The 26,359-nt window shown below is 38.9% G+C and carries 28 protein-coding genes and 1 pseudogene; 2 read left to right on the plus strand and 27 right to left on the minus strand.

Annotated elements, in window-relative coordinates:
• Positions 1–4 precede the first annotated feature (4 nt).
• The 4 genes from HF078_RS14675 to HF078_RS14690 form a co-directional block, all read right to left on the minus strand.
• Positions 5–484, minus strand: a complete 480-nt coding sequence (locus HF078_RS14675) for a hypothetical protein (RefSeq protein ID WP_169291824.1) — start codon at positions 482–484, stop codon at positions 5–7.
• 61 nt (positions 485–545) lie between these two features.
• Positions 546–1,007, minus strand: a complete 462-nt coding sequence (locus HF078_RS14680) for a hypothetical protein (protein ID WP_169291825.1) — start codon at positions 1,005–1,007, stop codon at positions 546–548.
• Between the two features lie 25 nt (positions 1,008–1,032).
• Positions 1,033–1,494 carry an SRPBCC family protein gene (locus HF078_RS14685; protein ID WP_169291826.1) on the minus strand — a complete coding sequence of 154 codons (462 nt, stop codon included), beginning with the start codon at positions 1,492–1,494 and terminating at the stop codon, positions 1,033–1,035.
• 177 nt (positions 1,495–1,671) lie between these two features.
• Positions 1,672–2,367: a Crp/Fnr family transcriptional regulator gene (locus HF078_RS14690; protein WP_169291827.1), complete on the minus strand. Its 696-nt coding sequence runs from the start codon at positions 2,365–2,367 to the stop codon at positions 1,672–1,674.
• 40 nt (positions 2,368–2,407) lie between these two features.
• Here HF078_RS14690 and HF078_RS14695 point away from each other — a divergent pair, with 40 nt between their 5' ends.
• Positions 2,408–3,547, plus strand: a complete 1,140-nt coding sequence (locus HF078_RS14695) for an aminotransferase class V-fold PLP-dependent enzyme (RefSeq protein ID WP_205831633.1) — start codon at positions 2,408–2,410, stop codon at positions 3,545–3,547.
• Positions 3,548–3,611: 64 nt separating this feature from the next.
• Here HF078_RS14695 and HF078_RS14700 read toward each other — a convergent pair whose 3' ends face one another.
• The 19 genes and pseudogenes from HF078_RS14700 to HF078_RS14790 form a co-directional block, all read right to left on the minus strand.
• On the minus strand, positions 3,612–4,085 hold the full coding sequence (locus HF078_RS14700) for a DUF3830 family protein (protein ID WP_169291828.1): 474 nt from the start codon (positions 4,083–4,085) through the stop codon (positions 3,612–3,614).
• A 32-nt stretch (positions 4,086–4,117) separates the two neighbouring features.
• Entirely contained in the window at positions 4,118–5,266 is a 1,149-nt protein-coding gene (locus HF078_RS14705) for an NAD(P)/FAD-dependent oxidoreductase (RefSeq protein WP_169291829.1), read from the minus strand.
• A gap of 29 nt (positions 5,267–5,295) precedes the next feature.
• A complete protein-coding gene (locus tag HF078_RS14710; protein ID WP_169291830.1) occupies positions 5,296–6,276 on the minus strand; it encodes an ABC transporter ATP-binding protein in 981 nt (326 codons plus the stop codon).
• Complete coding sequence (locus HF078_RS14715; RefSeq protein WP_169291831.1) at positions 6,273–7,283, minus strand: ABC transporter ATP-binding protein; 1,011 nt, start codon at positions 7,281–7,283, stop codon at positions 6,273–6,275. The genes HF078_RS14710 and HF078_RS14715 overlap by 4 nt, the downstream gene beginning before the upstream one ends.
• A 28-nt stretch (positions 7,284–7,311) precedes the next feature.
• On the minus strand, positions 7,312–8,379 hold the full coding sequence (locus HF078_RS14720) for a M24 family metallopeptidase (RefSeq protein ID WP_169291832.1): 1,068 nt from the start codon (positions 8,377–8,379) through the stop codon (positions 7,312–7,314).
• A 91-nt stretch (positions 8,380–8,470) separates the two neighbouring features.
• Positions 8,471–10,165, minus strand: coding sequence for an ABC transporter substrate-binding protein (locus tag HF078_RS14725; RefSeq protein ID WP_169291833.1), 1,695 nt, complete (start codon positions 10,163–10,165; stop codon positions 8,471–8,473).
• 157 nt (positions 10,166–10,322) lie between these two features.
• On the minus strand, positions 10,323–11,249 hold the full coding sequence (opp4C, locus tag HF078_RS21200; protein WP_346775344.1) for an oligopeptide ABC transporter permease: 927 nt from the start codon (positions 11,247–11,249) through the stop codon (positions 10,323–10,325).
• Positions 11,250–11,267: 18 nt separating this feature from the next.
• Complete coding sequence (locus HF078_RS14735; RefSeq protein WP_169291834.1) at positions 11,268–12,230, minus strand: ABC transporter permease subunit; 963 nt, start codon at positions 12,228–12,230, stop codon at positions 11,268–11,270.
• A gap of 23 nt (positions 12,231–12,253) precedes the next feature.
• Positions 12,254–13,432, minus strand: coding sequence for a M24 family metallopeptidase (locus tag HF078_RS14740; protein ID WP_169291835.1), 1,179 nt, complete (start codon positions 13,430–13,432; stop codon positions 12,254–12,256).
• Between the two features lie 11 nt (positions 13,433–13,443).
• The gene (locus HF078_RS14745) at positions 13,444–14,730 is read right to left on the minus strand and encodes a M20/M25/M40 family metallo-hydrolase (protein WP_169291836.1); all 1,287 of its coding nucleotides are present in this window, start codon (positions 14,728–14,730) and stop codon (positions 13,444–13,446) included.
• A 10-nt stretch (positions 14,731–14,740) separates the two neighbouring features.
• A complete protein-coding gene (locus HF078_RS14750; protein ID WP_169291837.1) occupies positions 14,741–15,940 on the minus strand; it encodes a M24 family metallopeptidase in 1,200 nt (399 codons plus the stop codon).
• Positions 15,927–17,267, minus strand: coding sequence for a M20/M25/M40 family metallo-hydrolase (locus tag HF078_RS14755; protein WP_169291838.1), 1,341 nt, complete (start codon positions 17,265–17,267; stop codon positions 15,927–15,929). Before HF078_RS14755 ends, HF078_RS14750 begins: the two co-directional genes overlap by 14 nt.
• 246 nt (positions 17,268–17,513) lie before the next feature.
• On the minus strand, positions 17,514–17,945 hold the full coding sequence (locus HF078_RS14760; RefSeq protein ID WP_169291839.1) for a hypothetical protein: 432 nt from the start codon (positions 17,943–17,945) through the stop codon (positions 17,514–17,516).
• 25 nt (positions 17,946–17,970) lie between these two features.
• Positions 17,971–18,693 carry a hypothetical protein gene (locus HF078_RS14765; RefSeq protein WP_169291840.1) on the minus strand — a complete coding sequence of 241 codons (723 nt, stop codon included), beginning with the start codon at positions 18,691–18,693 and terminating at the stop codon, positions 17,971–17,973.
• 53 nt (positions 18,694–18,746) lie between these two features.
• A pseudogene (locus HF078_RS14770) lies at positions 18,747–19,283 on the minus strand (DUF3267 domain-containing protein).
• A gap of 653 nt (positions 19,284–19,936) precedes the next feature.
• On the minus strand, positions 19,937–20,473 hold the full coding sequence (locus HF078_RS14775) for a GNAT family N-acetyltransferase (RefSeq protein ID WP_169291841.1): 537 nt from the start codon (positions 20,471–20,473) through the stop codon (positions 19,937–19,939).
• Between the two features lie 60 nt (positions 20,474–20,533).
• Positions 20,534–21,571, minus strand: a complete 1,038-nt coding sequence (locus HF078_RS21205; RefSeq protein WP_346775345.1) for a lysozyme inhibitor LprI family protein — start codon at positions 21,569–21,571, stop codon at positions 20,534–20,536.
• Positions 21,572–21,832: 261 nt separating this feature from the next.
• Positions 21,833–22,489, minus strand: a complete 657-nt coding sequence (locus HF078_RS14785) for a Type 1 glutamine amidotransferase-like domain-containing protein (RefSeq protein WP_169291842.1) — start codon at positions 22,487–22,489, stop codon at positions 21,833–21,835.
• Between the two features lie 229 nt (positions 22,490–22,718).
• Positions 22,719–23,216, minus strand: a complete 498-nt coding sequence (locus tag HF078_RS14790) for a DinB family protein (protein ID WP_169291843.1) — start codon at positions 23,214–23,216, stop codon at positions 22,719–22,721.
• A 244-nt stretch (positions 23,217–23,460) separates the two neighbouring features.
• Here HF078_RS14790 and HF078_RS14795 point away from each other — a divergent pair, with 244 nt between their 5' ends.
• Positions 23,461–23,667, plus strand: a complete 207-nt coding sequence (locus HF078_RS14795; RefSeq protein WP_169291844.1) for a hypothetical protein — start codon at positions 23,461–23,463, stop codon at positions 23,665–23,667.
• Positions 23,668–23,671: 4 nt separating this feature from the next.
• Here the strand turns inward: HF078_RS14795 and HF078_RS14800 are convergent, their stop codons facing one another.
• The 4 genes from HF078_RS14800 to HF078_RS21215 all read right to left on the minus strand — a co-directional run bounded on the left by HF078_RS14800 (position 23,672) and on the right by HF078_RS21215 (position 26,318).
• Complete coding sequence (locus tag HF078_RS14800; protein WP_169291845.1) at positions 23,672–24,169, minus strand: GNAT family N-acetyltransferase; 498 nt, start codon at positions 24,167–24,169, stop codon at positions 23,672–23,674.
• 134 nt (positions 24,170–24,303) lie between these two features.
• Positions 24,304–24,474: a hypothetical protein gene (locus tag HF078_RS14805; protein WP_169291846.1), complete on the minus strand. Its 171-nt coding sequence runs from the start codon at positions 24,472–24,474 to the stop codon at positions 24,304–24,306.
• 377 nt (positions 24,475–24,851) lie between these two features.
• Complete coding sequence (locus tag HF078_RS21210; protein ID WP_346775346.1) at positions 24,852–25,361, minus strand: alkaline phosphatase family protein; 510 nt, start codon at positions 25,359–25,361, stop codon at positions 24,852–24,854.
• 24 nt (positions 25,362–25,385) lie between these two features.
• Complete coding sequence (locus HF078_RS21215) at positions 25,386–26,318, minus strand: alkaline phosphatase family protein (protein WP_346775347.1); 933 nt, start codon at positions 26,316–26,318, stop codon at positions 25,386–25,388.
• Between the last annotated feature and the right edge of the window lie 41 nt (positions 26,319–26,359).

Consider the following 26,359-nt stretch of genomic DNA (forward strand, 5'->3'; position numbering starts at 1 on the left):
CTTTTTAAGTCATTATATCCTTTTGATTAAAATCTGGAGATGGGAATACTTCTAAATTAATGTTGGAGATCTGAATTAATGGCATATAGGTCCTTCTTACTTCAATGAAATTACTTTGTTCATAAAACGTTTTTAACCTATACGATGTCTCCCAAATTGATGTTTGTAAAGGATACTTAATAGCTTCGTAGTTCATTAAAGATCTAATTAACACTGTCTCAATTTCATATCCTAAACGTGGTTCTGTAACCATTGCAAAATAGGTACAATAAGGATGAAAATTAGATTTCCAAGCGGTTATTAAACCCACTAACTTTTCATTTTTATAAGCTTCATACGAGCAGACAGTGTATTTAGTGTTTACTCCTCTCAAGAAATAGTGCTGGGTAAAATCGTCATCCCCCATCCATTTTGAAATTACGTCTTTTAGATTCTCGTTATCTAGCGAAATATTTGCTTTAATATCATAATTATTTTCTATCATAACTTCTTCTCCATTTGTTCTCTCATCAAAGAATCCTCTATACTCTCGTGCATGCTTATCTTTACTCTTTCTCGTGAACTTTTACAAATACTGTATCGAACAAGTTATCACCTACATACGTGTCTAATTTCCACAACCCACTTTCAGGAAGAGACATCATAGAAGGTACGTGTTGGTCTGCACCATTGTTTGCGCCACCCAATGAATGCCTATCAAGTAAAGTAATAGACTCTCTACCGTCCTCATGGGTAGCAATTACTTTAAACTCACCTTCCAGTTCCTCTTTTTCTCCCCATAGGTGCCACATATATTTTTGTTCTTTGTTTGGGTAAAATCTATCGTTGTTACTATCATCATATATAAAACCGATTCTCCCCTGCTTACCAATCATCGTATATCCACCAGATACAAAAAGTGCACTTTCCTGCCATTCAGTGTCGATGTCTGTTTTTTCGTAACAACCTAACAAAAAAGAGGCTAAAACAACAATCAAACCAAGTAACAAAAATTGTTTTCTTTTCATCTGATATCTCCTATTTTTAACCCTTTTAATGTTGTTTCAACTTTTCAGCAATCTTTTTCAACTCCGCTGCACGTGAAACAATGAATTTTCTCATATACCTCTCTAAAAACAACTTATCGGCAGCAACGCCAATAATACCGAATGGTGACTTGTATTGGAATTGATCAATCATTAACGTCCCACCATCCGCTTCCAAAAATTGATGAGTGTGGGTAAAAGAATGGAATGCTCCTTGCACCATAACATCGATAAACTTATGAGGTGGTTCCATTAATGTCACTTTAGCTGTTAGCCTTTGTTTAATTCCAAAGTGAGTTGCTTCCCAAGTAACCATATCTCCTTTTTCTAATAAGCCTTCTGTCTTTCCTTCAACAGCTATTTCCTTTGTTTTAGAAGTCGTCTGGGTATGAATATCTACATTCCTTGCTAGATCAAAACATATTTCAACAGGTGCTTGGATGAATTGTTGATGCTCAATCAGTGGCATTGGGACCTCTCCTTCTACAGACACTTATAAAAAAAGCTGAAAACCTACTCCTGATTTTCAGCTTTTCCATAATATACTGTTGTTGGGTGATTCTAGAAATTATTTTATCTACCTATGTGTAAAAAAGTTTACAGAATTTTTAAACTTTAAATCGTATTATTAGGGTAAGCTAATATATTATTCTTTATGAGCTAGCTCAGTAAGTTTTTCCAAATCCTTGATTACATAAAAACGGTTCTTTTTTAGTAGAATGTTTTCATCCTCTAAAAGACGCAGGGTTTTAACGACGGTTACTCTTGTTGTCCCAATAAGGTTCGCTAGTTCTTGATGGGTAAAAGTAATAGAGATTTGTATATCTTGTTGGTCAATGGTAGTACCATAGTTTAAGGCCCACTGAATGAGGGATGCGCAAATTCTTGGCATCGCTTTACTATAACTTAGTTGGAGTGTTTGCATACAGAGAAGTTTATATTTTCTGGTTGAGAGGAACATCGCTTGTTCAACCAGATTAAAGTGCTCTTTCAGGAGGTTACGGAACTCTTCTTTGTGAATTTGGTAAAGAGTTGCTTCCGAAGCAGTGATAGCGCTTGTAGAGTAAACCCCTTCATCATAATAGCCACATTCACCGACCAAGCCATTTTTTCCAATGATGGCCAATGCTTTCTCTTCGCCATTGGGGGATATCAAGTATAGTCTAACTCTTCCTGAAGTGACGACATATAAGTGATCCGCTTGTTCGTTTTGATCAAAGACAACTTTATGTTTCTTATACTTTTTCATAGAAGCCTTTTGGATGACAGGGCTCCAATCAAATGGAAGATTTTCTAACCAAGGTGTTACTGAGTGAATTTCTTGTACAGAATGAGTGAACATTATTATCACCTCAACTATCTATTTTAAAGGAGTGAAAGAATTGACCAAAACCATATTGCAGTATCGGGAGCTTTTTCCCACTTTAAACGAAAAGATACAATTATCCAGTTGTTCCCAGAGTGCTCTTGCACTGCCAGTGATAGATGCGATGGAAGAATATAAAGAAAGTTTAATTCAAAACGGAATGGATTGGGAGTTATGGATGAATAAGGTCAATGAATCTAAGCACCTTTTTGCTTCTCTTATTAATGCCGACGTAGACGATATAGCCATTATGTCTTCCGTCTCAGAGTGTATCTCTTCCGTTCTGAGCAGTTTCCCCGTCAATCATGGAAAGAATCAAATTGTTACAACAGAATTAGATTTTCCCTGTATAGGCCATGCGATGCAAACAAATAAAGAGAGCTTGGGTGTTAATGTAACCTATATACCTAGTAATAAAGATTATACCATTTCATTAGAAGATTATGATAAGTATTTAGACACTAATACTCTACTAACGAGCATTTCGCATGTTTCCTATTACAATGGTTGGAAGCAGAATGTTAAAGAAATTGCGGCTTTGGCTCATGCGAAGGGATCGTATCTTTTTGTGGATGCCTATCAATCTATAGGAAACATTAATATAGATGTGAAAGACATGAATGTCGATTTCCTTGCTGCAGGAGCACAGAAATTTATGCTGGGTGTTCCCGGAATTGCCTTTCTTTATATTAAGAAAGAGCTCGCAACAAAATTGACACCTAAAGTAACCGGATGGTTCAGCCAGTCTGACCCTTTTTCATTTGATGTCAAACAAAACAATTATTCTCTCTCTTCCTCACGCTTTGATACAGGAACTCCACCTGTGATTAATGCCTATGTAGCATCTGCTGCAATGAAATTACTCTTAGATATAGGGGTAACAGAAATCCAAAAGTACTTAGAGAACCTCTCAGACTTTACAATAGAATATGCCAAATCACGTGGATTTCATGTTATGAGCCCTCAGAAATCAAGTGAAAAAGGGGCTAATACCGCTTTATACTTTGCACAAGCACCACTCATTGAAAAATTAATGAAGGATAAAGGAATTATTGTGTCGGCTCGGAAGGATGTAATCCGAATTGCTCCACATTTCTACAATACAAAAGAAGATATCCGACAAGCTATTAATGAATTACACTCCTTGGTTTTATAATTTTCTCTAAAAAAAGGGTTGCCTCAGTATGGAAACAACTCCATCTGAGGCAACCCTTTTTTTATTATATTCTTTCTATCACAATCTGCTGAACTCCCTCTTCATTTGCCTTACTCCCCATTTCTCCGAATGTTTCCAAGTCTTCATCCCATACCTTTGCAAATCGGTTTCCAGCAATCCATCCCATTGGGAAAAACGTACGAGCATCTGGTCCATAAAAACAACCAAGATCATAGATGGCATGAGGATTTCCTCCCCATGCATAGGCAGGCATAAAAGTATAGAGAAGTTCTCCTGGCAATGGAAAACAAGTGATGTTTTCAGAAGGTACTTCATGCAAATCCGTAGAAGCAGTTCTTTCTCCTGGAAGTTGAACAGAGATCTCCTTCCCTGTGTACATAGCATGTCGGCCATTTGTTTCTAAAGGCTCCTGGATAATATCCCAAAATGCCTGACATGTTTTCGGAGCTTTATCCTCCAAAAGAGTGGCTCGTATACTTATCCCATGTTCAGGGAAGGTCAATTTAAATGCTTTCATCTGATTTTCCTCCTTTGTTATATTTCTAGTATTTAGACGACACTAGGTTCATAGACTAGCTGATTGGCGGCAAATCTTCGGTAATGCAAACTAGAAATATCAATAAATGGCGATTCTTTCATAATGGTCTGTGCCAATGTCCTTCCAATAGCTGGTGCCATCATAAAGCCATGGCCACTCATACCTATTGCTTGATAATAACCCTCTAATCCATCTATATCACCAAGAATGGCCTGATGGTCTGGGGTACTATCATATCTTCCATCTATGTGGTTACGAAATTCCACCTTTTCAAGAGGTGGGAATAGTTCCATTCCTACTTCTGCTGCTCTAAGTTGAAAATCGAACTTGCTATAAGGTGGCTTCAAGTCTTTACCTAGATAGCTACAATAAATGGTTCCATCTGTGAGTTGTTTAGCTGCAAATCCCTTTTCAAATGAAACAAGGAGCGGTTCAAGGACTCGCTCCTCTAGGCGGTTTGTATAGAGGATTCTTCTAACCTCTTCTTTTATTGGTATTTCAATGCCTGCTGTCTCCGCTAATTTTACAGAGCCAAGCCCTGCGGCATTGACCACATTTTCAGCCTGAATCATGCCTCTTGTTTTACATTCCACACCAACAATCCTGTCTCCTTCTCTAACTATCCTTTGTACTTTATCCGAGATGAATTGAACCCCTTTTTGTTTCGCTGCAATAGCCAGGCTGTTTGTAACATGGTAGGCATCATCAGCAAATCCATCTGTATCACAAAATGAGGCTGCCAAGAAACTGGTGCTGTTTAGTCCTGGTACTATTTCTTTTGCATCAGATGGTGTAATAAGTTTAGTAGGAATACCTAAGGAATTTTGAAGCGTAATATTACTCTTATAGCTGGCAACCGCCTCCTCGGAGTGAAATGTATATAGATACCCGACTTTACGGAAGGTTATTTCATACTCAGGGTTTAATCTTTCATTGATAGAATAGTAGAATTCCGCAGAGGCTTTCGCCATAATGCAGTTGATTTCAGTACCCCACTGCTGGCGAATACCTCCAGGGCAAATCCCAGTGACACCAGAGGAGATTCCTCCTTCATCGATGACAAGAACATTTGTACAGCCTTGTTCCGTAAGAAAGTAAGCAATGCTACATCCGATGATGCCTGCTCCGACAATAATTACTTCTGGTTGCTGCTGTGTCATATGTGTTTCTCCCTTCTTATTATATTTGTTCATTTTAAGTGGCAGGCAACAAAGTGTTGGCCCTCTTTAGCTACAAGCTGCGGCTCCAGCTCCTGGCAAATTGTTTCCGCGATTGGACACCTAGTATGAAATCGGCAACCTTTCGGTGGATTTACGGGACTTGGCACATCCCCTTCGAGAATAATCCTCTCTCGCTTACGTCTGGGATCTGGATGAGGGATGGCGGAAAGTAATGCTTGTGAATATGGGTGAACCGGATTTGAGAAAAATTCCTCTTTCGTTGCCACTTCTACTATTTTCCCGAGATACATCACAGCAATTCTGTCTGAAATGTGTTTTACAACACTTAAATTATGCGTGATAAACAAATAGGTAAGGTCATACTTCTTTTGAAGATCCTGTATTAAATTTAATACTTGAGCCTGAACAGAAACGTCCAATGCAGACACCGGTTCATCCATAATAATAAGTTTAGGATTGACAGCTAATGCTCTGGCAAGCCCAACCCGTTGTCTTTGACCTCCCGAAAACTCGTGGGGATACCTGTTCATATAAGATGTATTCAATCCGACATCTTCTAAGAGTTTAGAAATATATTCGTCCTTCTCTTTGTTTGATAGCTTTGTATGAATGTTTAATGCCTCCCCGATGATATTTCTGACGTTCAATCTTGGGTTAAGAGAGGCGTATGGATCTTGAAAAACAATCTGCATGTCTTTTCTTATTCTTTTCATTTGCGTGGAGTTAAGTTTATATATGTCCTTTCCTTCAAGCAGAACTTCTCCCGTGGTTGCTTGGATTAACCTTAGAATAGTTCTACCAGTTGTGGATTTTCCACAACCTGATTCCCCAACAAGTCCTAGAGTTTCACCTTTTTCAATATAAAAGCTTACACCGTCCACAGCCTTTACAAAGGAGTTCCCACGGGAAAATAGGCCCTTATTATCCTTTACTGGAAACCATGTCGAGAGATCTTGCACCTCTAATAGTTTTTCTTTTGTCTCGTTCAAATGATTGACCTCCCATCCACTTCCTTTGCATCTTCCCAGCGCTCAGTATACTTCCAGCATCGTACCTTTTGGTCTTCAAGAGCCAGGAGTGGAGGCTCTTCTACATAGCAGAGATCCCTTACTTCATTGCATCTTGTACAAAAGCGGCAGCCCTTAAAATTTTCCAATGCATTAGGTACATATCCTCGTATCGGCTCGAGCCTTTTTCGATTGTCCTCTATCATAGGAATGGAGTTTAGAAGACCAATAGTGTAGGGATGCTTAGGTTTTTCGAATAAGGAATAAACATCTGAATATTCGACAATTTTCCCCATATACATTACCGCTACTTGGTCACAGGCCTCCGCAACTACCCCTAGATCATGGGTAATCAGGAGTATGGACATGTTCAATCGCTCTTTTAGGTTCTTCATTAATTCTAGAATTTGTGCTTGTGTTGTCACATCAAGCGCAGTGGTCGGTTCATCCGCAATAAGGAGATGCGGGTTACAAGCAAGTGCCATCGCAATCATCACACGTTGCCTCATACCTCCCGACAGCTGATGGGGATAGTTATGGACTCGTTGGTCCGGCAGAGAGATACCAACAAGTTTCAGCATTTCAATTGTAGCTTTCAACGCCTCTTTTTTGGAAAGGCCTTGGTGAAGACGGATTACCTCCATAATTTGGTCTCCTACGGTGTAGACCGGGTTAAGTGAAGTCATCGGCTCCTGAAAAATCATAGAAATGTCGTTTCCACGAATTTTTCGTATTTCTTTTTCTTCAAGTTCCAATATATTCTGATCTCTAAAGCGAATCTCGCCGTCCACGATCTTCCCATGCGGTTTCGGAATCAATTGTAGAATAGAGAGCGACATGATGCTTTTTCCGCTGCCAGATTCCCCTACGATTCCGAGTGTCTCCCCTTTATTGAGTTGAAAGGATACCCCATCAACAGCTGGAATGATTCCATCTTCTGTATGAAAATATGTTTTTAGATTATTTACTTCCAGTAATGTTTTTGTCATCTTGCTCACCCCCAATACTTGTAGTAGGTTAAGTTAATCTAATTGTTCGAGGTGTCCCGGTCAGCAACTTACATCCGCTCTCTGTTACGGAGACTAATTCTTCAATACGTACGCCGCCTACCCCCGGTATGTACAAACCTGGCTCAATCGTAAAAATATGACCTTTTTCAATCGGTGCATCATGATGCATAACAACCCGGGGCCATTCATGTATTTCTAACCCGACACCATGTCCCAAGCCTCTAAGACTGTATTCTTCTAAATTTGCTTCCATAAAGACTTTTCTTGCTACATCATCTAACTCCTGACAAGTTACACCTGGTCTTACTGAAATAACGGCTCTTTCCAAGGCTTCTAAAACGATCATATAAACTTCTTGCATTCTCTCAATGGGCTCCCCAATCCACAAAGTACGTGTCATGTCTGACATATAGCCTTCATAACAGGCACCAAAATCAATTAAAAGCATGTCATTTTCATTCACCATCCGAAAAGACGGAGACGCATGTGGCAAGGCGCTTCTCTCCCCTGCTGCTACAATCGTTCCAAATGTAGGACCTTCACTGCCGTGCTTGGCAAGAAGGTATTCAAGCCCTACAGCAATTTGCTTTTCCGTCATGCCTGGTTTTATTATTTGGCACAATTCTTTAAAAGCAAGATCTCCAATTTCAGCAGCCCGTTGAATGGCAGCTTCTTCAGACGGCTCCTTGTATTGGCGAATGGCTAGGCTGACATCTTCTGTATACACCCAGTCAACTTTTTCATCCATATTCCTTAATGCTCTTAATAGAGACACTGGAGTCTTCTTCCCATCATAGGCAATGGAGTTTATCTCCATAGATTTCATCACTTTTTCTAAAGTTGTAAACGGATTAATCTCATGGATATAAACTTTATATCCTTCTGTCTCCTCTCTTATCTGCTGTGCATACCGTTGGTCCGTTACAAGAATTCCCTCATTTTTGGTGATAAACAAATAACAGTTACTTCCTGTGAATCCAGAGAAATACCGGTAATTTTCCACCGTGTTTAAGAAAAAAGCATCACAGTCATTTTCATCAAGCCATTTTCTCAACTTCTCGATCCGTCGCAACATGGGCATCTGTCCTTTTTGCTTGATAGATTGGTATTGTTAAAAGGGACAAAGAAATCGAACGAATCCGATTTCTTTGTCTGTTAGCAGAAGATTATTTAACACTCCACTCGCGAGCGTTAAATGTCACACCTCTGAAATCCGGAGTAAATCCTGCCACTTTCTCATTGGCAACATACGTAGCGCTTTGCTCATAGATTGGGATCCAGATTTCATCCTCTGCAAGTTTCTTACTGACCTCCCAAATATATTTCTGACGCTGTTCAAAGTCTACTTCCTTCGATTGTTTGTCAAGGAGTTCATCCACAAGTGAATCTGAATACCCAACAAAATTATACCCATTTGGAGGCATGTACGCCGAACCGAAATAACTACGATATTCATCCGGATCTGCTTCTATACCAAACCCAAGAATATAGGCATCATAGTCATCCTTTGTCACTTCTCGCTGTTTTCCATCTGCAGTTTGTGGAAGTAACTTTGTGACAAGCGTAGGAAAATCCAAGGAAAGAAGTTCCATTTTAACGCCAATTGCTTCATATTGCTGTTTTAAGAGTGCAGCCGTTTTTTCTCTTTCTTTAGTTCCTGTTGGTACTTGCAGAGTAAAACTAAGCTCCTTGCCGTTCTTTTCGAAGATGCCTTTGCTGTTCTTTTTATATCCTGCTTCCTCTAAAAGTGATTCCGCTTTACTCTTGTCAAAGTCATAGATTGGAAGATCCGGACTATGCGACCAGTGCTTTGAAGGGAAGATGTCATCTGCGACCTCTCCATATTCTCCTAGAATGGAAGCAACGATAACACGCTTTTCTGTTGCATGAGCCAACGCTTGACGAACTTTCACATCTGAGAAATGGTCGTTCTTGGCATTAAATCCGACATAGTACACGCTTAGTTGATCTGACAGTACGACATTTGCATAATCAAGTGACTTAATCGATTCTATTTCGGCAATCGGTACTGAAGTAATATCAATTTCCTTGTTCATGAATGCCGCCAACATTGTATTTGCATCACCAAAGCGAACTACTAAACTATCAAGGTGGGGTGTACCTTTAAAATAGTCTTTATTTGCACTTAGTTGAATAAATTGTCCAGATTCCCAAGAGTCAAATTTAAATGGTCCAGTTCCTACAGGAGCACGGTTGGAATCATGCTTTGCCCATTCTGCCGGAGAAATTTCTGACAGGATATGCTCAGGTAGAACGCCGATAAACAGCCCTGAAATAAACGGTGCAAACTGCTCTTTTGTTGTAAACGATATCGTATAATCATCGATGACTTTAATTCCTTCTACAGAGTCCGCTTCACCTGCTTTATATTCAGCAGCACCTACGACCGGATCCACTCTCCAATAGGCCCCTGCGTCATAGTCTGGATGAGCAAGCGATGTATAGGTGAATTCAACATCCCTGGCAGTAAATGGTTTACCGTCATGCCATGTAACGCCCTCATGTAAATAGAAGGTATATGTTTTCCCATCCTCGGAAACATCCCATTTTTCAGCCAAACTTCCAATCATTTTTAATTCTTCATCCGGAATAACCAAAGAATCGTAGATCATATGTGTGACAAGAGTGTCAGAAGAAGTAGCCCAAATCAGCGGGTTTAAGTTACCCGGTTCGCTTGCTGAGGCAATCGTAATGGAACCTCCTTGCTTCGGCTCTTCTGTATCTGCATTGTCGTTTTGTTTGTTATTTGTATTACTATCCGTACTACTTTCGGAAGTACAACCTACTAGCAAAATCAATACAATTGCAATTATTGACAAAATATTCAATCTTTTTTTCATATAAATCCCCCTTAATCAATGATTGAATAGGCTCTTTTCGTAAAAATGACATTGTAAAAATAGAAATGACATAGGAAGTGAAAGCAGCCAATGGATACAGGACATAAAAATGGCAGCCTGCGTCATTCAACCCTCCTTTCAATGGTATGTATGGTGCCTATGATTTCATTTTTGGATCGAGTGCATCACGCAAACCGTCACCCAAAAAATTAATGCATAGGATTGTTAAAAGAATGGCAAAGCCTGGTGGGGCCCATACCCACGGCTTAAACTGTAAAATTGTGATTGAGGTAGCTTCATTCAGCATGTTCCCCCAGCTTGGGATGGGCTGCTGCACCCCGACACCAAGAAAGCTTAGAGCAGACTCTGTTAAAATTGCTTCTGCGGTTTGGAGTGTCGCCTGAACAGTAATAGGTGCCATGATGTTAGGTAAGATATGTTTTCCTATTATAACTAAGTTGCTCTGACCAAGTGCCTTGGAGGCTTCAATGTATTCCATTTCCCTGAGTCGCAGGACTTCCCCACGCACTAATCTTGTCATTGTTGTCCAGCTCACAAGTCCAATAACAATCATAACATTATAGAGATTAGGCTTTAGTAGAGTGGCAACGGAGATAACCAGAAATAATACTGGAAAACAAATAACTACATCCGTTATCCTCATCACGATAACATCAACCCACCTGCCGTAATAACCGGCAAGTAATCCCATCACAATACCGATAAATGAAGAAATACATACCGCTACTAAGGCCACACTCAACGAAACTCTTCCCCCATAAATAATACGACTGAGCAGATCGCGTCCGAGGCTATCTGTTCCTAGCAAATGCTCTGAATTAGGAGCTTGCAGTACATTGATTAGTCCTAGATCATTTTCTTGAGAAGTATATGGATTATATGGAGCGATAAGTGGAGCTAATAGTGCTGACAGAATCAATAATGCCAACACGACGGCACCAACTAACGCCAATTTGTTTTTCTTAAAACGCTTCCAGGCTGCCTGTCTAAAGGTTTTTCTCTTCCATTCAGGCTTGCTTGGAACTAAAGGTGGTTCATTTTGTATTTCCACACTTCCATTCACTCGGCTTCCCTCCTTTCACTAGTTGTATCTAATTCTTGGATCTGCCCAAGCATAGAGAACATCAGCGAGTAGATTTCCCAATAGAACCAGAATAGATGTAAACAAATTCAATGCCATTATGACTGGGTACTCCCTTCCAACGATTGCCTGGATACCCATGCTTCCCATCCCTGGCCAATTAAAGATATGCTCAGTAATATAGGCGCCACCAAATAGGAACGGTATGGAAAGACCAAAGATAGTAATTACCGGAATAAGCGCGTTTCTTAATGCGTGCTTTACAATGACCACTTTCCTGCTTAACCCTTTCGAATCTGCCGTACGAACGAAATCCTGATTTAGTACTTCCAACAGGCTTGACCTCGTAAATCGCATTACGACCGCTACTGTCGGTAAGGAAAGAACAACAGCAGGCAGAATAATATGTTTCAAATGGTCTATAAAGAGGGCAAATCCGGTCAGGTTTGCACCTATTGACGCCATTCCGGAAGTGGGGAACCATCCAAGCTTCAACGCAAAAATAAAGATTAGTCCAAGCCCGAAGAAAAAGGACGGGATGGAAATTCCGATAAATGCAAATACCGTAAGAACATAATCCGGTAGCTTATAACGATGTGTCGCAGAAAATACTCCAAGCGGGACACCGATTACAAATGCCATGATAAAGGCTGAACCGGTAAGTGTTAACGTCGCAGGGAGCCTCTCTAAAATTAAATCACTGACAGATTGCCCGGTTTTGATGGTATATCCAAGGTTCCCTTGTAAAATTTCTTTCAACCAATTGAAATACTGGACAATTTTAGATTGGTCAAATCCTAGACTTGCTTGGGCTCTTTCCATTTCTTCCATTGATATTTTGGGATTAATCATTGTCTGCATTGGATTTCCCGGAGCAAGCTGCATAATAAGGAAGGTAAGAATTGTTATTCCTATAAGAATGGGAATTGCATGAAGAATCCGTTTTACTATATAAACTCCCACGAGCTTTCACCTCCTATCGAAAATCATATGGCGGGAATCAGAATCAGTTCTTTTTGACGCTCTGTCAGGAATTCTGCACCATCTTGCGTCACAAGAACATTCTCCTCCACAATAAATTGAAGACCTTGATCAGTGAATAAGGTTGGTTCTAACGTGAATACCATCCCTTCTTCTACTTGACCATACGGCGAAGAACCGTACCGAGCCCATTTGGGGCCAAGCAATACTCCCCCATCATGGACATCTCTACCAATCTGATGACCTGTCGCATGAGTAATCTCTGGGTAGCCATTTGTTGTCAAATGTGCCCTAGCTATTTCATCCACTTGATAGCCAGTAACCCCCGGCTTCAATCCTTCAGCAGCCTTTGTGATGGCCTCATAGATGGTGGTAAATGCTCGGTTCACATGCGATGGCGCTTCTTTTTCCCCTTCTTTCAGGAAATAGACAGTTCTGGCAATATCAGAAACATAGCCATCAATATCAATGCTAAAGTCCATAATTAGTAGGTCCCCAGGTTCGATCACTGCATCACTCGGAGAACGATGAGCGATCCGTTCCTTCAATACAATTGGCATGGATAGTGCACGATCGATTCCATTAACAACGTGATGACGTTCCATCTCATCCACAAACAATTGACCGACCTGCTTCTCACTTAATCCAACCTTTAGTTGACTAATAACTGAATCATATATTTCATGCGTTAAGCGAATGGCTCGGTAGATTGTGTCGACTTCTCGGTCAGTCTTAATACTTCGTAATCGACTTAAGAAGGACTGGGAAGATACAAATTCCCCTGAAAAATCTCCCTTGAGCGTTTCCTTTAGCCAACGAAAACGTCCGACCGTCAGTCCGTCAGCCAGGTGCTCATCCTCTGAATAGTTGAGCGCAATCTTTTTTGGCTGAAATCGTCTAACCACTTCTTTTAACGGGTCAGCCAAGCTAGTGGTATATTTAATTACTTCCTGAAACAATCCCGATTCTTCAATATCTTGTGCATCAATGGAACTGCACAGTACCAGCTTCTCTCCTGTTCTTGTTAGAACAAACGCTCCAGGTCCCACCGTTTTGACACCCGTAACAAGATTTAGGCACGGGTCACTTCCTTCACTTGTGACAATTAACCATAGATCGATTTCCTGCTGGTTTAAATACTGAATTGCTTGTTCCATTTTTTCAAAATTAACAGAGTACTTCATGGTTCCATCCCTCACTTCCTGCAAATTGATTTTATAAGCAAAGAGAGTACGTTCGTTCCGAAAAGAAAGGACTCTCTAGTAATATTTTCATTATGGTTATGCACTTTTTTAAGAACACTGACAAATGCATCCTTTTCTGTTAGCGGAGAAAAACCATAGATGGCGGACCTTGTATCTCCAAAGTAACGTCCATCCGTTCTTCCAAGTGCGAGAAACGGTAGGAGTGTTGCATTGGATCCTACATCCTTTAACGCCTGTTCCATCTTTCGAATATAAGGGGCATCAAGTTCACATTCAAATCCTTCTTCTAAGCTCGTAATCTCTATGTCTACCTCCACCCCGTATAGAGCCTCTGCCAGCCACCTTGACAACTGTTCCTTAGTCGTCCCTGGAACAAGGCGAAATTCCACTTCGACCTCCGTAAGATATGGAATGGCATTTACCACAGACCCTATTTCTAACTTGTTCACTACAGGTCCTGTTGTTTCCATATACTCCAACAAATCAACCAACAATTTTTCATCCTCTGTTTTTGGAACCAAGCTTATATCGTCAATGCCGAGGACTTGCTTAAATTTGGTAGAAACCTTGGTTGAACTCTTTGGAAAGGACCAGGAGAGAAGGCGTTCCATTGCCTTAGCAAGAGTGAGAATAGCTTGATTTTCAGGGGGACAGGACGCATGTCCTCCCTGACCTCTTGCGATTACCTTCACTTTCGCTACCCCTTTTTCACCTGCCGTATAGAGTAGATAAGTGTGACCTTTGTAATTTACTGTGAATCCTCCACCTTCATTAATTACCATACCTTTTTGAAACAGATCCGGATGTGCTTTTTTTAGAAATCCCATCCCCTCACCGCTACCATTCTCCTCATCGGCAGTTGCCAGCAAATAAACATCACGGTTCAACGAATCCTTCAACCTGGCCAATTCAAGAAAGGCATTTACCTGCATCGCCGTCAGCTGCTTCGTATCAAGAGTTCCTCTACCCCAAATCACACCATCGACCTCCACACCCGAGAATGGCGGTTGTTCCCACTTGGCTTCTTCTGCTCTGACTACATCAAGGTGGGAGATTAGATAAAGAGGCTCTTCCTCTCCACCCACAAGCTTCGCTACTAAATTGGTTCTCCCAGAGGTATTCTCATAAAAATGAACCGGGATACCTTCATCGAGCAGGATTTCTTCCAAATACTCCGCAGCCTTTCGCTCTTCTTTCTCTCCATTCGTTGTATCAATTGTTAATAACTTCTTGAAAATGGTCAGTGCCTGCTGTTCTGTTTCTTCCAACATTCTCATCGGCCGGCTCTCACTCATAAGGAATCAAAATCAAAGAGGTTTGACGTTTGCTTAATATCTTCGGCCCATTCTCTGTCACGAGGACATTTTCCTCAACAAGCATACAAGGAAGACCCTCATCCTGAATGACGGTAGGTTCAATTGCGTACACTTCCCCTATACGAATTGTTCCTTCGACCGATTTTCTTGGAGGAGTTCTTCGCGGTCCAAGAATTGTTCCACCATCATGTGTTTCCCGTCCTACCTGGTGTCCGACAGAGTGACGGATCGTCGGATACCCATGCCGCTCGATACATTCTCTTCCAACCGCATCCACTTCATAGCCTTTTTTTCCTGGTAATAGTGCCTCAATTGATTCCGTAATGGCAACAAAAGCAGCTTCAAAAGCAGCTGTCACATCAGCTGGCGGTTCCGTTTCCCCTTGTTTCAATAAATAGCAGGTACGGGCAATGTCCGAAACATAGTCTTCGTATTTCAAGCTGAAATCAATGATTACGATATCCCCCGGTTCTGCCACATAATCGCCTGGCTTTCGGTGTGCCAATCCATTTCGAACCGTGCAGACAAGTGGAGGGTCATATGGATTCCCTAGACCATTCGTCACTCCACGTTTTTTCATCCCTTCAACAAAAAGCTGACCTATCTCCTTTTCTGTCATTCCATGCTTTATCAACTGAAAGACTTCCTCATAAATGTCCGTCGTCAATTCGATGGCGCCCTGCATCGCTTTCAGCTCGGAAGTAGACTTCACACTGCGAAGCTCTTTTAAAATCTCCTCACTGGAGGTTTCTTTTTTCTGCAGTTCCTCTTTTCCAAGCACCCGCTCTAACCATTTGTACAACCCAAGCGTCAATCCATCACATAAATGGTCATCATTTGAAATGTTCAACGCGAATCTTTTCGGATTTTCCTGCTTGTATTCTTGCAAAAACACGTCATCGATAGATGCTTCGTAGATAATTACCTCTTCAAAAAGCTCTGTCTCGACGTACGCCTCCTTGTCACTTACTGAGGTTACCACCTTATGTCGTCCATGCCTGTTCAGGAAAATAACAGCTTGGTGAATTGAGCGTGTTCCGACTAAAAGAGGAAGACTAGGATCGGATCCTTCCCTCGTAACAATCATCCATGTATCAATATTATGCTTGTTCAATAGTACAACTGCCTGATCCAGTTTTTCCTTTGCGATTGTTCGATTACTCGTTTTCATGCAAATCGCTCCCTTCCATTCCTGTAAGTGTTCCATATAGTACTTGAATGCCAAATTTCAATGATTCCAATGGCAGCCGCTCATCCACACCATGCACCATTGGCAGGACCCTTTCAAAAGTCATATCCGGCAGCATTGGCGAAAAACCGTACACCTTACTTTGCAGATGCTTGACATGCCTGCCATCATTGCTTCCCACTGACAGAAAAGGAACAATGGTAGCATTTGGTATGTATCCTTGTAATACAATATTCATCTGTTCAAATAGCTTGCTTTCAAATGTAGACTCATAGCCCTCTTCAAAGCTTTGTATCTCGAATTTGATATCTCTCCCAGCTATCAATCTTTCAAGCTCTGATTCTATCTCTTTCTTGCTAATTCCCGGTATAGTCCTACAATCAAGAAAAATTTCACTATCTCCTTGGAGTTCCTTGTATTTTCTTCCTCCATTCCACTTAGTAACCGTAAAGGTCGTCTCTGACATCGCTCTGAACAGTTGATAGAGAAAGGGGCTTACATAAGGTTTCAATAGCAATAATTGCTCCTCATGGGAGAGGAACTTTATTTTAGTGACATCCTGTACACTTGAAGTCAGCGTCTCTATTAAACTTTTCGTTGTAAATGGTAATTCTCCAGGAAGGTTTAATAAGGCAATTTCCTTAATAATTGTGGAAGCCATCTTCAACTCCTCCTGCACGGGAAAATAAGCATTTTGCTCTATCTTCTTTGGAAAAGATAGTCGGATCCGGCATACTCCTTTTTGCCCTGTTTCACAAAGATAATAATGATGATCACGAATTGTTATCGGGAAACCTCCACCTTCATTCAATACATATGAATTCTTAAACATTCCCTCGTACTTTGGAAGAAGTGCCTTTAACCCCAGCTCGCTGCCATTCTCTTCGTCCGCCGTTGAAACTAGAACTAAATCAAAAGGAAACACCACACCATTTCTTTTTAAAAGGATTAAGGTCATAAGATGCATAATTGTGAGTTGTTTCGTATCAATCGTACCTCTCCCCCATAGCACATCATCAATGATTTCCCCTGCAAAAGGATCTACTGACCAATCTTGCTTTCTTGCAGGCACTACATCAAGATGTGACAATAGGATAATTGGTTTATGGAACGTCCCATTGTAAGATACAATTAGATTCCCCCTATTTGTACCAGTCTCTTCTACCCGAGCAAGTAGGCCATTTTCATTCGCCAACAAAGCCAGATATTCAGCTGCGGGAAGCTCATTCCCACTCGGATTAGAGGTATCAAACTGTATCAACCTCTGCAAGTACAAAGTAGCCTCTTCCTTCACACTCTTCCAGTCCATAAATTGCCCTCTCTGTCGTTTGAATTTTCAAATTATTTAAAATAATAATAACCTCTCTTTCTTGCTAAAGATGTTAACTATTTAACATCCTGTCAAAGTTTTTAGAAAAGTCTGATAGAAAGTCTGACACACATAATAAGAGAACATACTCTGTTTATTGTTACGAGGACAAATAAAAAAGAGCAGTAACTCCGCTCTTTTACAAAGACATTTATTAAATTTATAGATGATCTTAATATTAGCCAATTAATCTTCATCTTTCACTTCAACCACAAGCAAATAATTTATTGCAACCCGAGAATTCCACTTAGTAGCTATTTTATAGACATATACCCCGTCACTTTCAGGCGTAGTAAGTTCAAAATTCCTCAAAACTACATTCTCTTCCTGAAGAATTTCATCCTTCCAATACGTTAAATAAACCTTCTTTGGCATGTCTTCATAATTTATCTTTATGATTTCACTTGGCTTTACAACCACCCGCTCTAAATCTTTATAAATTTCAGGAGGATTGTTGGTATCTATCTCTTCTACTGGTATACCTGAAAAACCAACGTAATCTAAATTTTTCCCATCAATGGTTATATCTGAACTAACACTAATATCAGAATTACACCCAATCATGTTGATTAAAAAAACAAGTAATAAAAAGTTACGAAGAAAAGAAGAGATTCTCATTTACTTCCCTCATTTCGCTTGGAATTTATTTCCCAGTAGTTAAAGCCGTTTCACTGATAATGGAACTAAGTTTTAAACGGGCTATCCACTTTTCCAATTCACTTAAACTTCTTGTAATTCCGTTTATTTCTTCATGGTATTCTAAACCTTCAACAGGGGCGTAACCGATTTCAAGTTTTGCGATTCTATGTACAATCATTGCCCATTCGGCATCCGTCATTTTTTCTTTCGAATGTTCATTTATATATTCCGCACTGCTCCTGGAAAACAAGCAGGAACCGGCTGTTATATCAAAGTTCAATCCTAACTCAAGAGAACAAATTTTGTTTGTAATCTTTTCTGTTTCAATCCATTCCTCCGGGTGTGTTTCCATGGCTCTTTCTGTACGCCCTAAAATAAGATAGTCGCAACTCGGTAAATTAGAGGTTAATAGTTTCAGCTCATCAAGATGGTTTGCTCCCCAAGTTAGAAGTCTGTCTAGGTCGCAATAATGATAATATTCACTATGACCAGAAAGTCCCAAGCTGACAACTTCCCTTCTTGCTGCAGCCGCTCCTTTTTTTGGGATTACTTTTACTTTAAAATTGCTTTTTTGAATTTGGTCAATGAGTGTATACGAGGATTCCTCACTTATCGTTATATAAAGCTCTGGATAGATATCTTCTAATTCTTTTTGTAATTCCATAAACAGCTTAATGTTTTTTCCCATCGGGTCGTGTGTAACTGTTAGCAGTCCTATATTTGACAATTTGTTCACCTCAATTTATTAACTAATCAGACCGTTCATGTTTTTAAATGCCTTTACCCCATCCTCACATATCCTCTGCAAAAAAGTGTGTTCTTCGGTTTAAGTGCAATGAGGAATAAATTGATGATATCCGAGGCAGAAATCAACGTGTTGAACCAACTAATAAATAATAAGATTAATTTCAAATCTCCTGAAACATAAAACGATAGAATGAAAGGCACAATTCATAAAACAATATATGGCAAGCTCATAAAGACCCAAAACCTAGCTTTAGAGAGGATGGCATTTGTATTGATCCAAAAAAATATACCACTAAAAGTTAGGCTTATATCGCCTTTTTTTTTTATAACTAATATGTGAAGACATTCGTGAAGAAAGAAGACTAAGATGCCTATTATGATGAGTGCAAAAGAAGGTATATGAGAGAAATTTGTACTGAAGATTGATGGTATGAATAAAAGGAGTACCTGTAGAAGGTATACAAACTTCATATAATGCTCTCGGTACCAGTTATTTTGTATAAAAGGAGTCCATACTGTCGAATCCAAACTCACTTGTGGTAAATGCCGAAACCATAGTATCATAGCCATTCACCTTCCTCGCCGTTTTGATAAGTTAATGAGAATAAATAAAGAACTGTAAGCTACCTTTACCATATTGTCTATTAATTTATTTGTAGAATTAGTCTTCTGAATATTTTTAATGACTGTTTACATATATTATTAGTTTGGACATTATCGATTTATTAATTGATGAAAGGAGAATTATCAGTGACTAACTTTGATTATTACTCCGATAGGTTATTCTATTAAAAAGATAATATTCTACTAATGCATAGATAGTACCAGATACACCGAAAACAATAATTGCACTACTTTTATTAAATTCATAACTTCTTATAAAATCTTGATAATTGTATAAATGATTAAAAATCCAGATTCCACTTATACCTCCTATAAAAGAATAAACTATAATTCTTAGAAATAAAGATTCTACGAACTTGTTTAGAAGAAGAGTTAAAGGTAAGAAGGAAATCAGGTATAGAAGGAAGCTAAACACTAAGTTATATAAAACAAAACCAAAGCCAATATTCCTCAGTCCGTAGTATAGGGTTGTAGTTATTTTATTGCCTTCGAAAAATTCCAAAACCATTGTGGCAATAGTATATAATGAAACGAAAATCCCACACATGATTAAGTTATACTTAAAGCGGTTCATAACAAGCCTCCAACTTTCGCTCCCCTTAATCCCTTGTGTTCTTCAGATCCGAGACCAGCATTCCATATACCATACTGTCTGTCCACTCACCCTTACTCCAGAAATCCTGGATGAAGTGAGCTTCCTTTCTCATCCCTATACGCTCACACAATTTTTGGGAGGATATATTCCTTGCATCAAGTGTCGCTTGGATACGGTGCACTTCCTGTTCGTAAAATAATTTTCTGACTAACTGACTCACTGCTTCTGTTGCATACCCCTTCCCTGAAACTTCAGCAGAAAAACTGTACCCAATTTCAACCGTATCCTTCATGCCAGTAAACCATACAGATAAATCACCAATTACCTTTGTACGGTCCACCACTGCTAGACTTAAGCTGGTCTCTTTAGTTAAGGAATGGTTTTTTAATTTTTTTTCAAACAATTCCTTCATGCTTTCATTTGACCATTTATGATGAAGTAGATATCTACATATGTCTTCGTTATTGTAAATGTGAAATACGTCAAATAAGTCATCACTTTTAAACGGCCTGATTATTAATCTTTCGGTGGTAAATTCCAAGAAATTCGCTCCTCTACAAATAAACTATAAACCTTGCTTTACTGGGATTTAATTAATACATTACTTCATATAATTCGTAACTAATTCATAGCACCTTTCTTCTGTCAGGTTTGCCAGCACAGCCACGTATTCTAGGTGCTCTTGGGTACCGCCTTTATACTTTAGAGATGCTTCCAATGCACGATCATCTCGATAGGTTATCCAGTTCCTTTGTTCTTCTCTTAACTCGACCATCTCTTCAGCGGAAAGTTGCTCCTCTAAGACACCATAAATTTCATTTAATAAATTATCCCATAGTTCCCATCGATCATTTTCCACTTTTTTCAACGCGTATGTCGATGAATCTGTTGCTTCCAATTCTTCCGCTTCTTTTTTTGTATATCCTAATTGCCGGATATACTTTTCTTTTACACTTGTAGAAGCTTCTTCTTCTTCAATAGTTTCATTGATTGATGTATCAACTTTTTCGTTTGTTTCATTATTATCTTCAAGGTCTGCCTCAGTGTTGTCCTTATTTAGTTCCTTTTCAATTGTTACCTCATTTGTAGGATTGTCATTAGTATTTTGAGCAGTGTTTAACTCATCAATTGACATGAAGATCCTTGAATACATTTCTTTGATATGCTCATCATTATTAATGTCATTGTGCAGACCAAATCCCCAATGTTTCAATGTATCATCTTCATGTGAGATAAGAACACCAACCGCATAACTCACACCAGCTGTCCATTCTGATGTAGTGTCGTATTCCAAACCTTTTTCCGTAAAAGGAACAAAATTATCCGTTCCAATAAAGTAAAATGGAATGGTGGAAACTGAATAAACATCTGCGAATTGGTCTTCAGCCGCCTTTGAAAGATTATTCTCTCTAATAAAAACCGCATCATAAAAAGTCAATTCTTCAGGTGTCATTTCATCAAATGATATTTCTGTAAATGTTACTTGATCTTCTTTTACTTCTGGTGGTTCTCCTACAACTGCTATGTCTAAAGTTTTTCCCTCGTACAAGTTAAAAACTGGATCCTGACTACAAGCGGTTAGTGTAAATACTAGTACTAGTAAAATAAAACAATATGTTGTTATCTTATATTTACTCACACTCAATCTCCTTTGCTAAAAAGTTTACCGAACAGCCACATAACAATCATCTCAGATTCCCATTATTCCCAGGAGTGATATTATCCCGAAAATCAGAGATAAGATTGCCTGAGTATTAGTTTCTTCTCGTTTGGATGTTATAATATTTACGTAATCTCAGCTTCCAATAAGGATGTGTCACCTGAACTCATCGCATGGTATGTCAAGCATTTTAATACCTCACTTTTATTATGGAGTGTCCAAATAAGCATTAGCGATAAACTAGAGTGTCACATCCAATTTCTTAATCTTGGAGTGGGAAATCAAATATACATCACCCAAAATGTCAATTTTGTCTCCCTTAACACGTACAGCGCAATCTTTGTTTGACGCATAGATATTCATTTCTTCAGATAAAAAAGATAATTCGTTTTGGACGTGCGCAATGTTATTTTCAAGATCAAAATGAGACAAGACGGAAAAATTGTCAAGACCGATCCCTTTGTATACAGAGCTTGTTTCAACCTTATATCCAAGATTTTTCGAACATATCCATTTTGCGGACATATTAATAGCACCGGCGCTTGCTCCCATGACAACCGCTCTGCTTTTTAAAATCAAATCTGACAATCCGTATTCCATCAAAAAATCATTTTGTTTAGGCGTATTTCCACCCAACAAGAAAATGACTGAAGCATTTTGAATTAACATGTGGGCATCTTCCTTTTGAACCCGATAATTTATTAAATGGTATTTCCCAAATATAATCCCGGCCTGGTCAAGCCACGAGCGTTCGGTAGCGCCATCATCTTCATAAAGAGATGGATTCGAACTAATCATAACAAGCGATTTTCTATCAGTAATATCCCCCTGTATCACCCTGCCCAAATTCTCAGGAAAAAACTTGCTAAACCAACCTAAATAATAGTGAGTTTTCATAAGTCCTCCGTTACCCAAATAAAGTATCATTCACCTTCTACTTAACTCATTTCGTATTCCTAATCTACTGCCTACTACCAATTATTTCATAATCTAAAAATTCCTACAATAAGTTGTTTTTAATTCAGGTCCTTAATAAAAATGAGCGGATCCTTTTTCAAGGATCGCGCCCAACTATTGAGCGATGAAACACGCTCTCTATATACGTTTTAATTTGTTATATGATGCTTCAAGTCCAATCAACGCCACCCCAAGAAGATTGCAACTTTCGCAAAAGGACAATTTGGCCGATATGGTACGCATCGTGCATCATGATATTACTAAGTAAACGCTCAGTAGAGGAGCTGTTAGCTGCATACGGAGATTTTAACTTTTCATCGTCAAGATCTTCTATGACACTTTTCAATTTATTAATCACCTCATTAAGGACCTGCACTGTCTGGGCCCATCCTACTTCGTCTTCAGGATCCCCCTGACTCCCAAAGGTTTCTTCATTGTCTTTTGCCTTATGCGGATTCTCCGTGCCATTAATTCGATGGATTACATCTTCATTCCAAAATATCAAGTGGTTGACAATCTGCCAAATAGAATTGTTGATACCAGAACTTGTCCATGATGCCTCTGTTGCAGTGACTCCTTGAAGCGCATGATCCATAGATGCAAACCACTCATTATCATGACAATGCATATCGAGTTGTTCTAAAAACATTTTGGTTACAACTTGCATACAACCAATCCCCTCATTTTTTAATTGGTTCTTCATTTCATTAGGAATATTAAAAATACAACCAATCACACACTATGAAAATTCGACTCATCGAGTTTCGATTCCTTTATAATGATATAAGAGCAACTTATAGGCAGATCAAAAACAAGATGTCAAAACGAATTGATCGTGCATTGACAGAACTCTCATTTTCGGATATCTTTATTATTCTAATTTTTAAAAATCGATAAAGGAGTGTAATCAGATGGATATTAAAACACCTGACTTGGTTGAAGCAAAACGTCAAATTGACTCTACGCTTAACAAATTAAGAGAAACTGTAAAAACTCTTGAAGCTAAAGAAAATCCTAATAGATATAAATCTCAGATTACTTTAGCCAAAAGGAGAATTGAAGCATTTGAGATTTCAGTGTTCCTTATTGAAAGAAAAATAATTGAACTTTCTGAATAAGAAGCTACAATAACTTTGACATATAATACTCATCATAAGCTCTATCATTTATCATAAGGGAATTTCTTTTCGTTCCTTCTATTTCAAAACCACATTTCTTGTAGAGTGCTACACCAGACTCATTTTCGGTAACAACACTTAATTCTAATCGTGAAATATTATGTTTTAAAGCCCAAGTTGTAACAGCATTAAACAGTTTTGTACCTATTCCTTTTCCTCTATATTCTTGTAAAATACCTATAACAAGATATGCGGAGTGTTTTGTTCTTTTAGCGCTTCCGCCCATAACAAATAAGTAACCAATGAATTTGCCATTTTCTTCTGCAACAAATGTCGTTGAATTGTTTTGCTTGTCCATTACTTCTATCCGTTTTTGCTGTTGTTCAAGACTAGTTTCTCGTTCACTGGGCTCCATAAGCATAAAAGCAGCTGTACTCTCAACTTCCTTTATTAGGTTTAATAAATTTTCTGCATCTTCCATTTTAATTTCTCTAATTATCATACCATTCCCCCCTCTTCTCTGATTCTATCAAATCTAAAATATGGATAGATCTTATACCTATCCTAGATTGCTAAACTAGCCAGATTATGTTTCAATTGCCCTCTTTATCTGAAGACTAACAAGTAATTCTAACCTTAACCCTTTTTATCAGTATTTGAGCTGTTTCTTTCTTTCATCATTTCTAACTCAATTTGTTTCTCTTTCAAATCAATTTCTCTTAATTTTTCCTTATGTTTCAATCCATTCTTATGAGCATAATACATTAGTGAAAATGCAACAATTAACGGTAACCAGAGCCATTCCAACAATATTCCTCCTCTCTTTTGTTAACTAATTATGATATTCATTCTGTTTTGTAATTAAATACCCCTTTTTTAGGTACTTCGACCCACTTGTTGCAATTGCTCCCCGATAGCTTTATACCAATTATTTCAAACCTTGAAGATTTACTCAAGGTATTTTCCATAAAAAAGAAGCTTACCATACTTCAGTAAGCGTCCTTTAACACAATTAGCATTATTAATTTTAAGAACTTCTGTACAACGTTTAAAAATCCAACTCGGCAGGTTACAAATTATTAAATTTCTATAAATCTTTGCATCTTGATGTTAGGGTAATAAATTCTTCAACATCTCTAACGCATGATCCGTTGCCTAATATCTTCTTGATAGACTTTATTTTTTTAACCAATCAAGGACAATATCCATTCTTTTATTTCTTTAATACGTAAATAGGAAGGCTGTGAGTTAGTTCCTGTAACAATTAAAGGGATCAAGGAGTCTTGTTTATGAAGGCCGCCATGGCTTGCACCTCCTACATGAGTGGGGGATCCTTCACCGATGAACTCATACCCTGGCTTCGCGCTGACAACGATAAAATTGCCTTGATGAGAATAAAGACTACTATACAGTCTCTCGAGGGCATCGGGATAGTCCCCATAATGAACTTCATTGTCCCTTATTGTCAAATCCAGTAAATTTAAGTTGCCTTCGAGGTTCCATGATTGGTTATAGGAATCAATGAATGGTCCTCCCTTGCGAAAACGGAGTTCCCCTTCTTCTTTTCCGGCCCGTACGACGATGTAGGAACCTTTTTTCCAAGCAATCACGTCAATTCGTTCCTCATTTTGAACGGTTTGGACGAGCTCGTCTATTGATAGGTTTTGCTTATCTAATGTGTATACATAAGACATCCGTTCATTAACCGCTAACACTATTTAATTTTGAGGCTGAATTCCTTTTTTTAGCTTCATAATGTCGTATTCACCAAATAACTCCCTTAAATCTATCAGGGCTTTTTTTCGGTTGGAATCAACCCATGCCTGCCCATTGTCCCCAATCGTTATCCATATATGTTGGTGAATGGCTTCTTCCCAAGTATCATATACATTCAGCAGTTTCTGCAGATAGCGATCAACTTTCTCTATGCCTAGAATGTCCATGCGACCATACTTGTGAACCCGCTGGTCCAGTTCGGGAAAGTAAACAATTGTAAATGCAGGTAATTGATCTGATTTGATTAAATGGGTTAACTCTTGTATGGAAAAAGAATTGTTGAACCCAAACCTCTGCCACAGCCGTTGAAAACGGGTTGAACCACTGATATTTTTTAACGATCCGTATGTAAATGCTGCTGGAGCAAATGTTGGACGATCTTTTTTTATTGTGGTAAACCATGTAATTAATTTTGGCAATTTATAATAATGGGGGGTATTGCCACGATAAATAAGTGCATTTATAGAAGCAGACTTTTTCCCTTTTTCCTCTATCTCCTCATGTATCGTTTTTACATCCTTGCTGATATGGCTGCCGTTCATGTTAAATAATATATCTTCAAGCGATTGGCTTATACCCAGCTTCCATAGTTCACGAATATGACTGCCATAATTCACGAGTCGATTTTCCTTGCTATCGAACCATACCAATCCAGGTAGACAATGTTCATTGCAATAGGTACCCGTTAGAATGGTTGTATCTACATTGACTGACATGGTTGGGAAAGGACTGACCACATCTGGAAAATACCTACCATTGTCTATCAAAAATTTAAGTGCAGGTGCTCGATCACCCTTGATGGCTTCTTGCAAAGGTGGGTCCATTAATGTATCGATAACAAGCATAATAATTGGCTTTGATTTAGATGACACCATGAAAACCCTCCTGTTCAATTATTTTGAGGAAACGCAGAAAC

The sequence above is a fragment of the Bacillus sp. RO2 genome (assembly GCF_012911845.1).
GTDB lineage: Bacteria > Bacillota > Bacilli > Bacillales > Bacillaceae_I > Sutcliffiella_A.

Coding starts and splice junctions, on each gene's coding strand:
- HF078_RS14725 (WP_169291833.1), bottom strand. CDS start 10,165: ATGAAAAAAAGATTGAATATTTTGTCAATAATTGCAATTGTATTGATT.
- HF078_RS14755 (WP_169291838.1), bottom strand. CDS start 17,267: ATGGACTGGAAGAGTGTGAAGGAAGAGGCTACTTTGTACTTGCAGAGG.
- HF078_RS21210 (WP_346775346.1), bottom strand. CDS start 25,361: ATGTCTTATGTATACACATTAGATAAGCAAAACCTATCAATAGACGAG.
- HF078_RS14745 (WP_169291836.1), bottom strand. CDS start 14,730: ATGAGAATGTTGGAAGAAACAGAACAGCAGGCACTGACCATTTTCAAG.
- HF078_RS14685 (WP_169291826.1), bottom strand. CDS start 1,494: ATGCCACTGATTGAGCATCAACAATTCATCCAAGCACCTGTTGAAATA.
- HF078_RS14715 (WP_169291831.1), bottom strand. CDS start 7,283: ATGACAAAAACATTACTGGAAGTAAATAATCTAAAAACATATTTTCAT.
- HF078_RS14800 (WP_169291845.1), bottom strand. CDS start 24,169: ATGATAATTAGAGAAATTAAAATGGAAGATGCAGAAAATTTATTAAAC.
- HF078_RS14785 (WP_169291842.1), bottom strand. CDS start 22,489: ATGAAAACTCACTATTATTTAGGTTGGTTTAGCAAGTTTTTTCCTGAG.
- HF078_RS14795 (WP_169291844.1), top strand. CDS start 23,461: ATGGATATTAAAACACCTGACTTGGTTGAAGCAAAACGTCAAATTGAC.
- HF078_RS14680 (WP_169291825.1), bottom strand. CDS start 1,007: ATGAAAAGAAAACAATTTTTGTTACTTGGTTTGATTGTTGTTTTAGCC.
- HF078_RS21215 (WP_346775347.1), bottom strand. CDS start 26,318: ATGGTGTCATCTAAATCAAAGCCAATTATTATGCTTGTTATCGATACA.
- HF078_RS14720 (WP_169291832.1), bottom strand. CDS start 8,379: ATGTTGCGACGGATCGAGAAGTTGAGAAAATGGCTTGATGAAAATGAC.
- HF078_RS14690 (WP_169291827.1), bottom strand. CDS start 2,367: ATGTTCACTCATTCTGTACAAGAAATTCACTCAGTAACACCTTGGTTA.
- HF078_RS14700 (WP_169291828.1), bottom strand. CDS start 4,085: ATGAAAGCATTTAAATTGACCTTCCCTGAACATGGGATAAGTATACGA.
- HF078_RS14675 (WP_169291824.1), bottom strand. CDS start 484: ATGATAGAAAATAATTATGATATTAAAGCAAATATTTCGCTAGATAAC.
- HF078_RS14750 (WP_169291837.1), bottom strand. CDS start 15,940: ATGAAAACGAGTAATCGAACAATCGCAAAGGAAAAACTGGATCAGGCA.
- HF078_RS14705 (WP_169291829.1), bottom strand. CDS start 5,266: ATGACACAGCAGCAACCAGAAGTAATTATTGTCGGAGCAGGCATCATC.
- HF078_RS14790 (WP_169291843.1), bottom strand. CDS start 23,216: ATGCAAGTTGTAACCAAAATGTTTTTAGAACAACTCGATATGCATTGT.
- HF078_RS14740 (WP_169291835.1), bottom strand. CDS start 13,432: ATGAAGTACTCTGTTAATTTTGAAAAAATGGAACAAGCAATTCAGTAT.
- HF078_RS14760 (WP_169291839.1), bottom strand. CDS start 17,945: ATGAGAATCTCTTCTTTTCTTCGTAACTTTTTATTACTTGTTTTTTTA.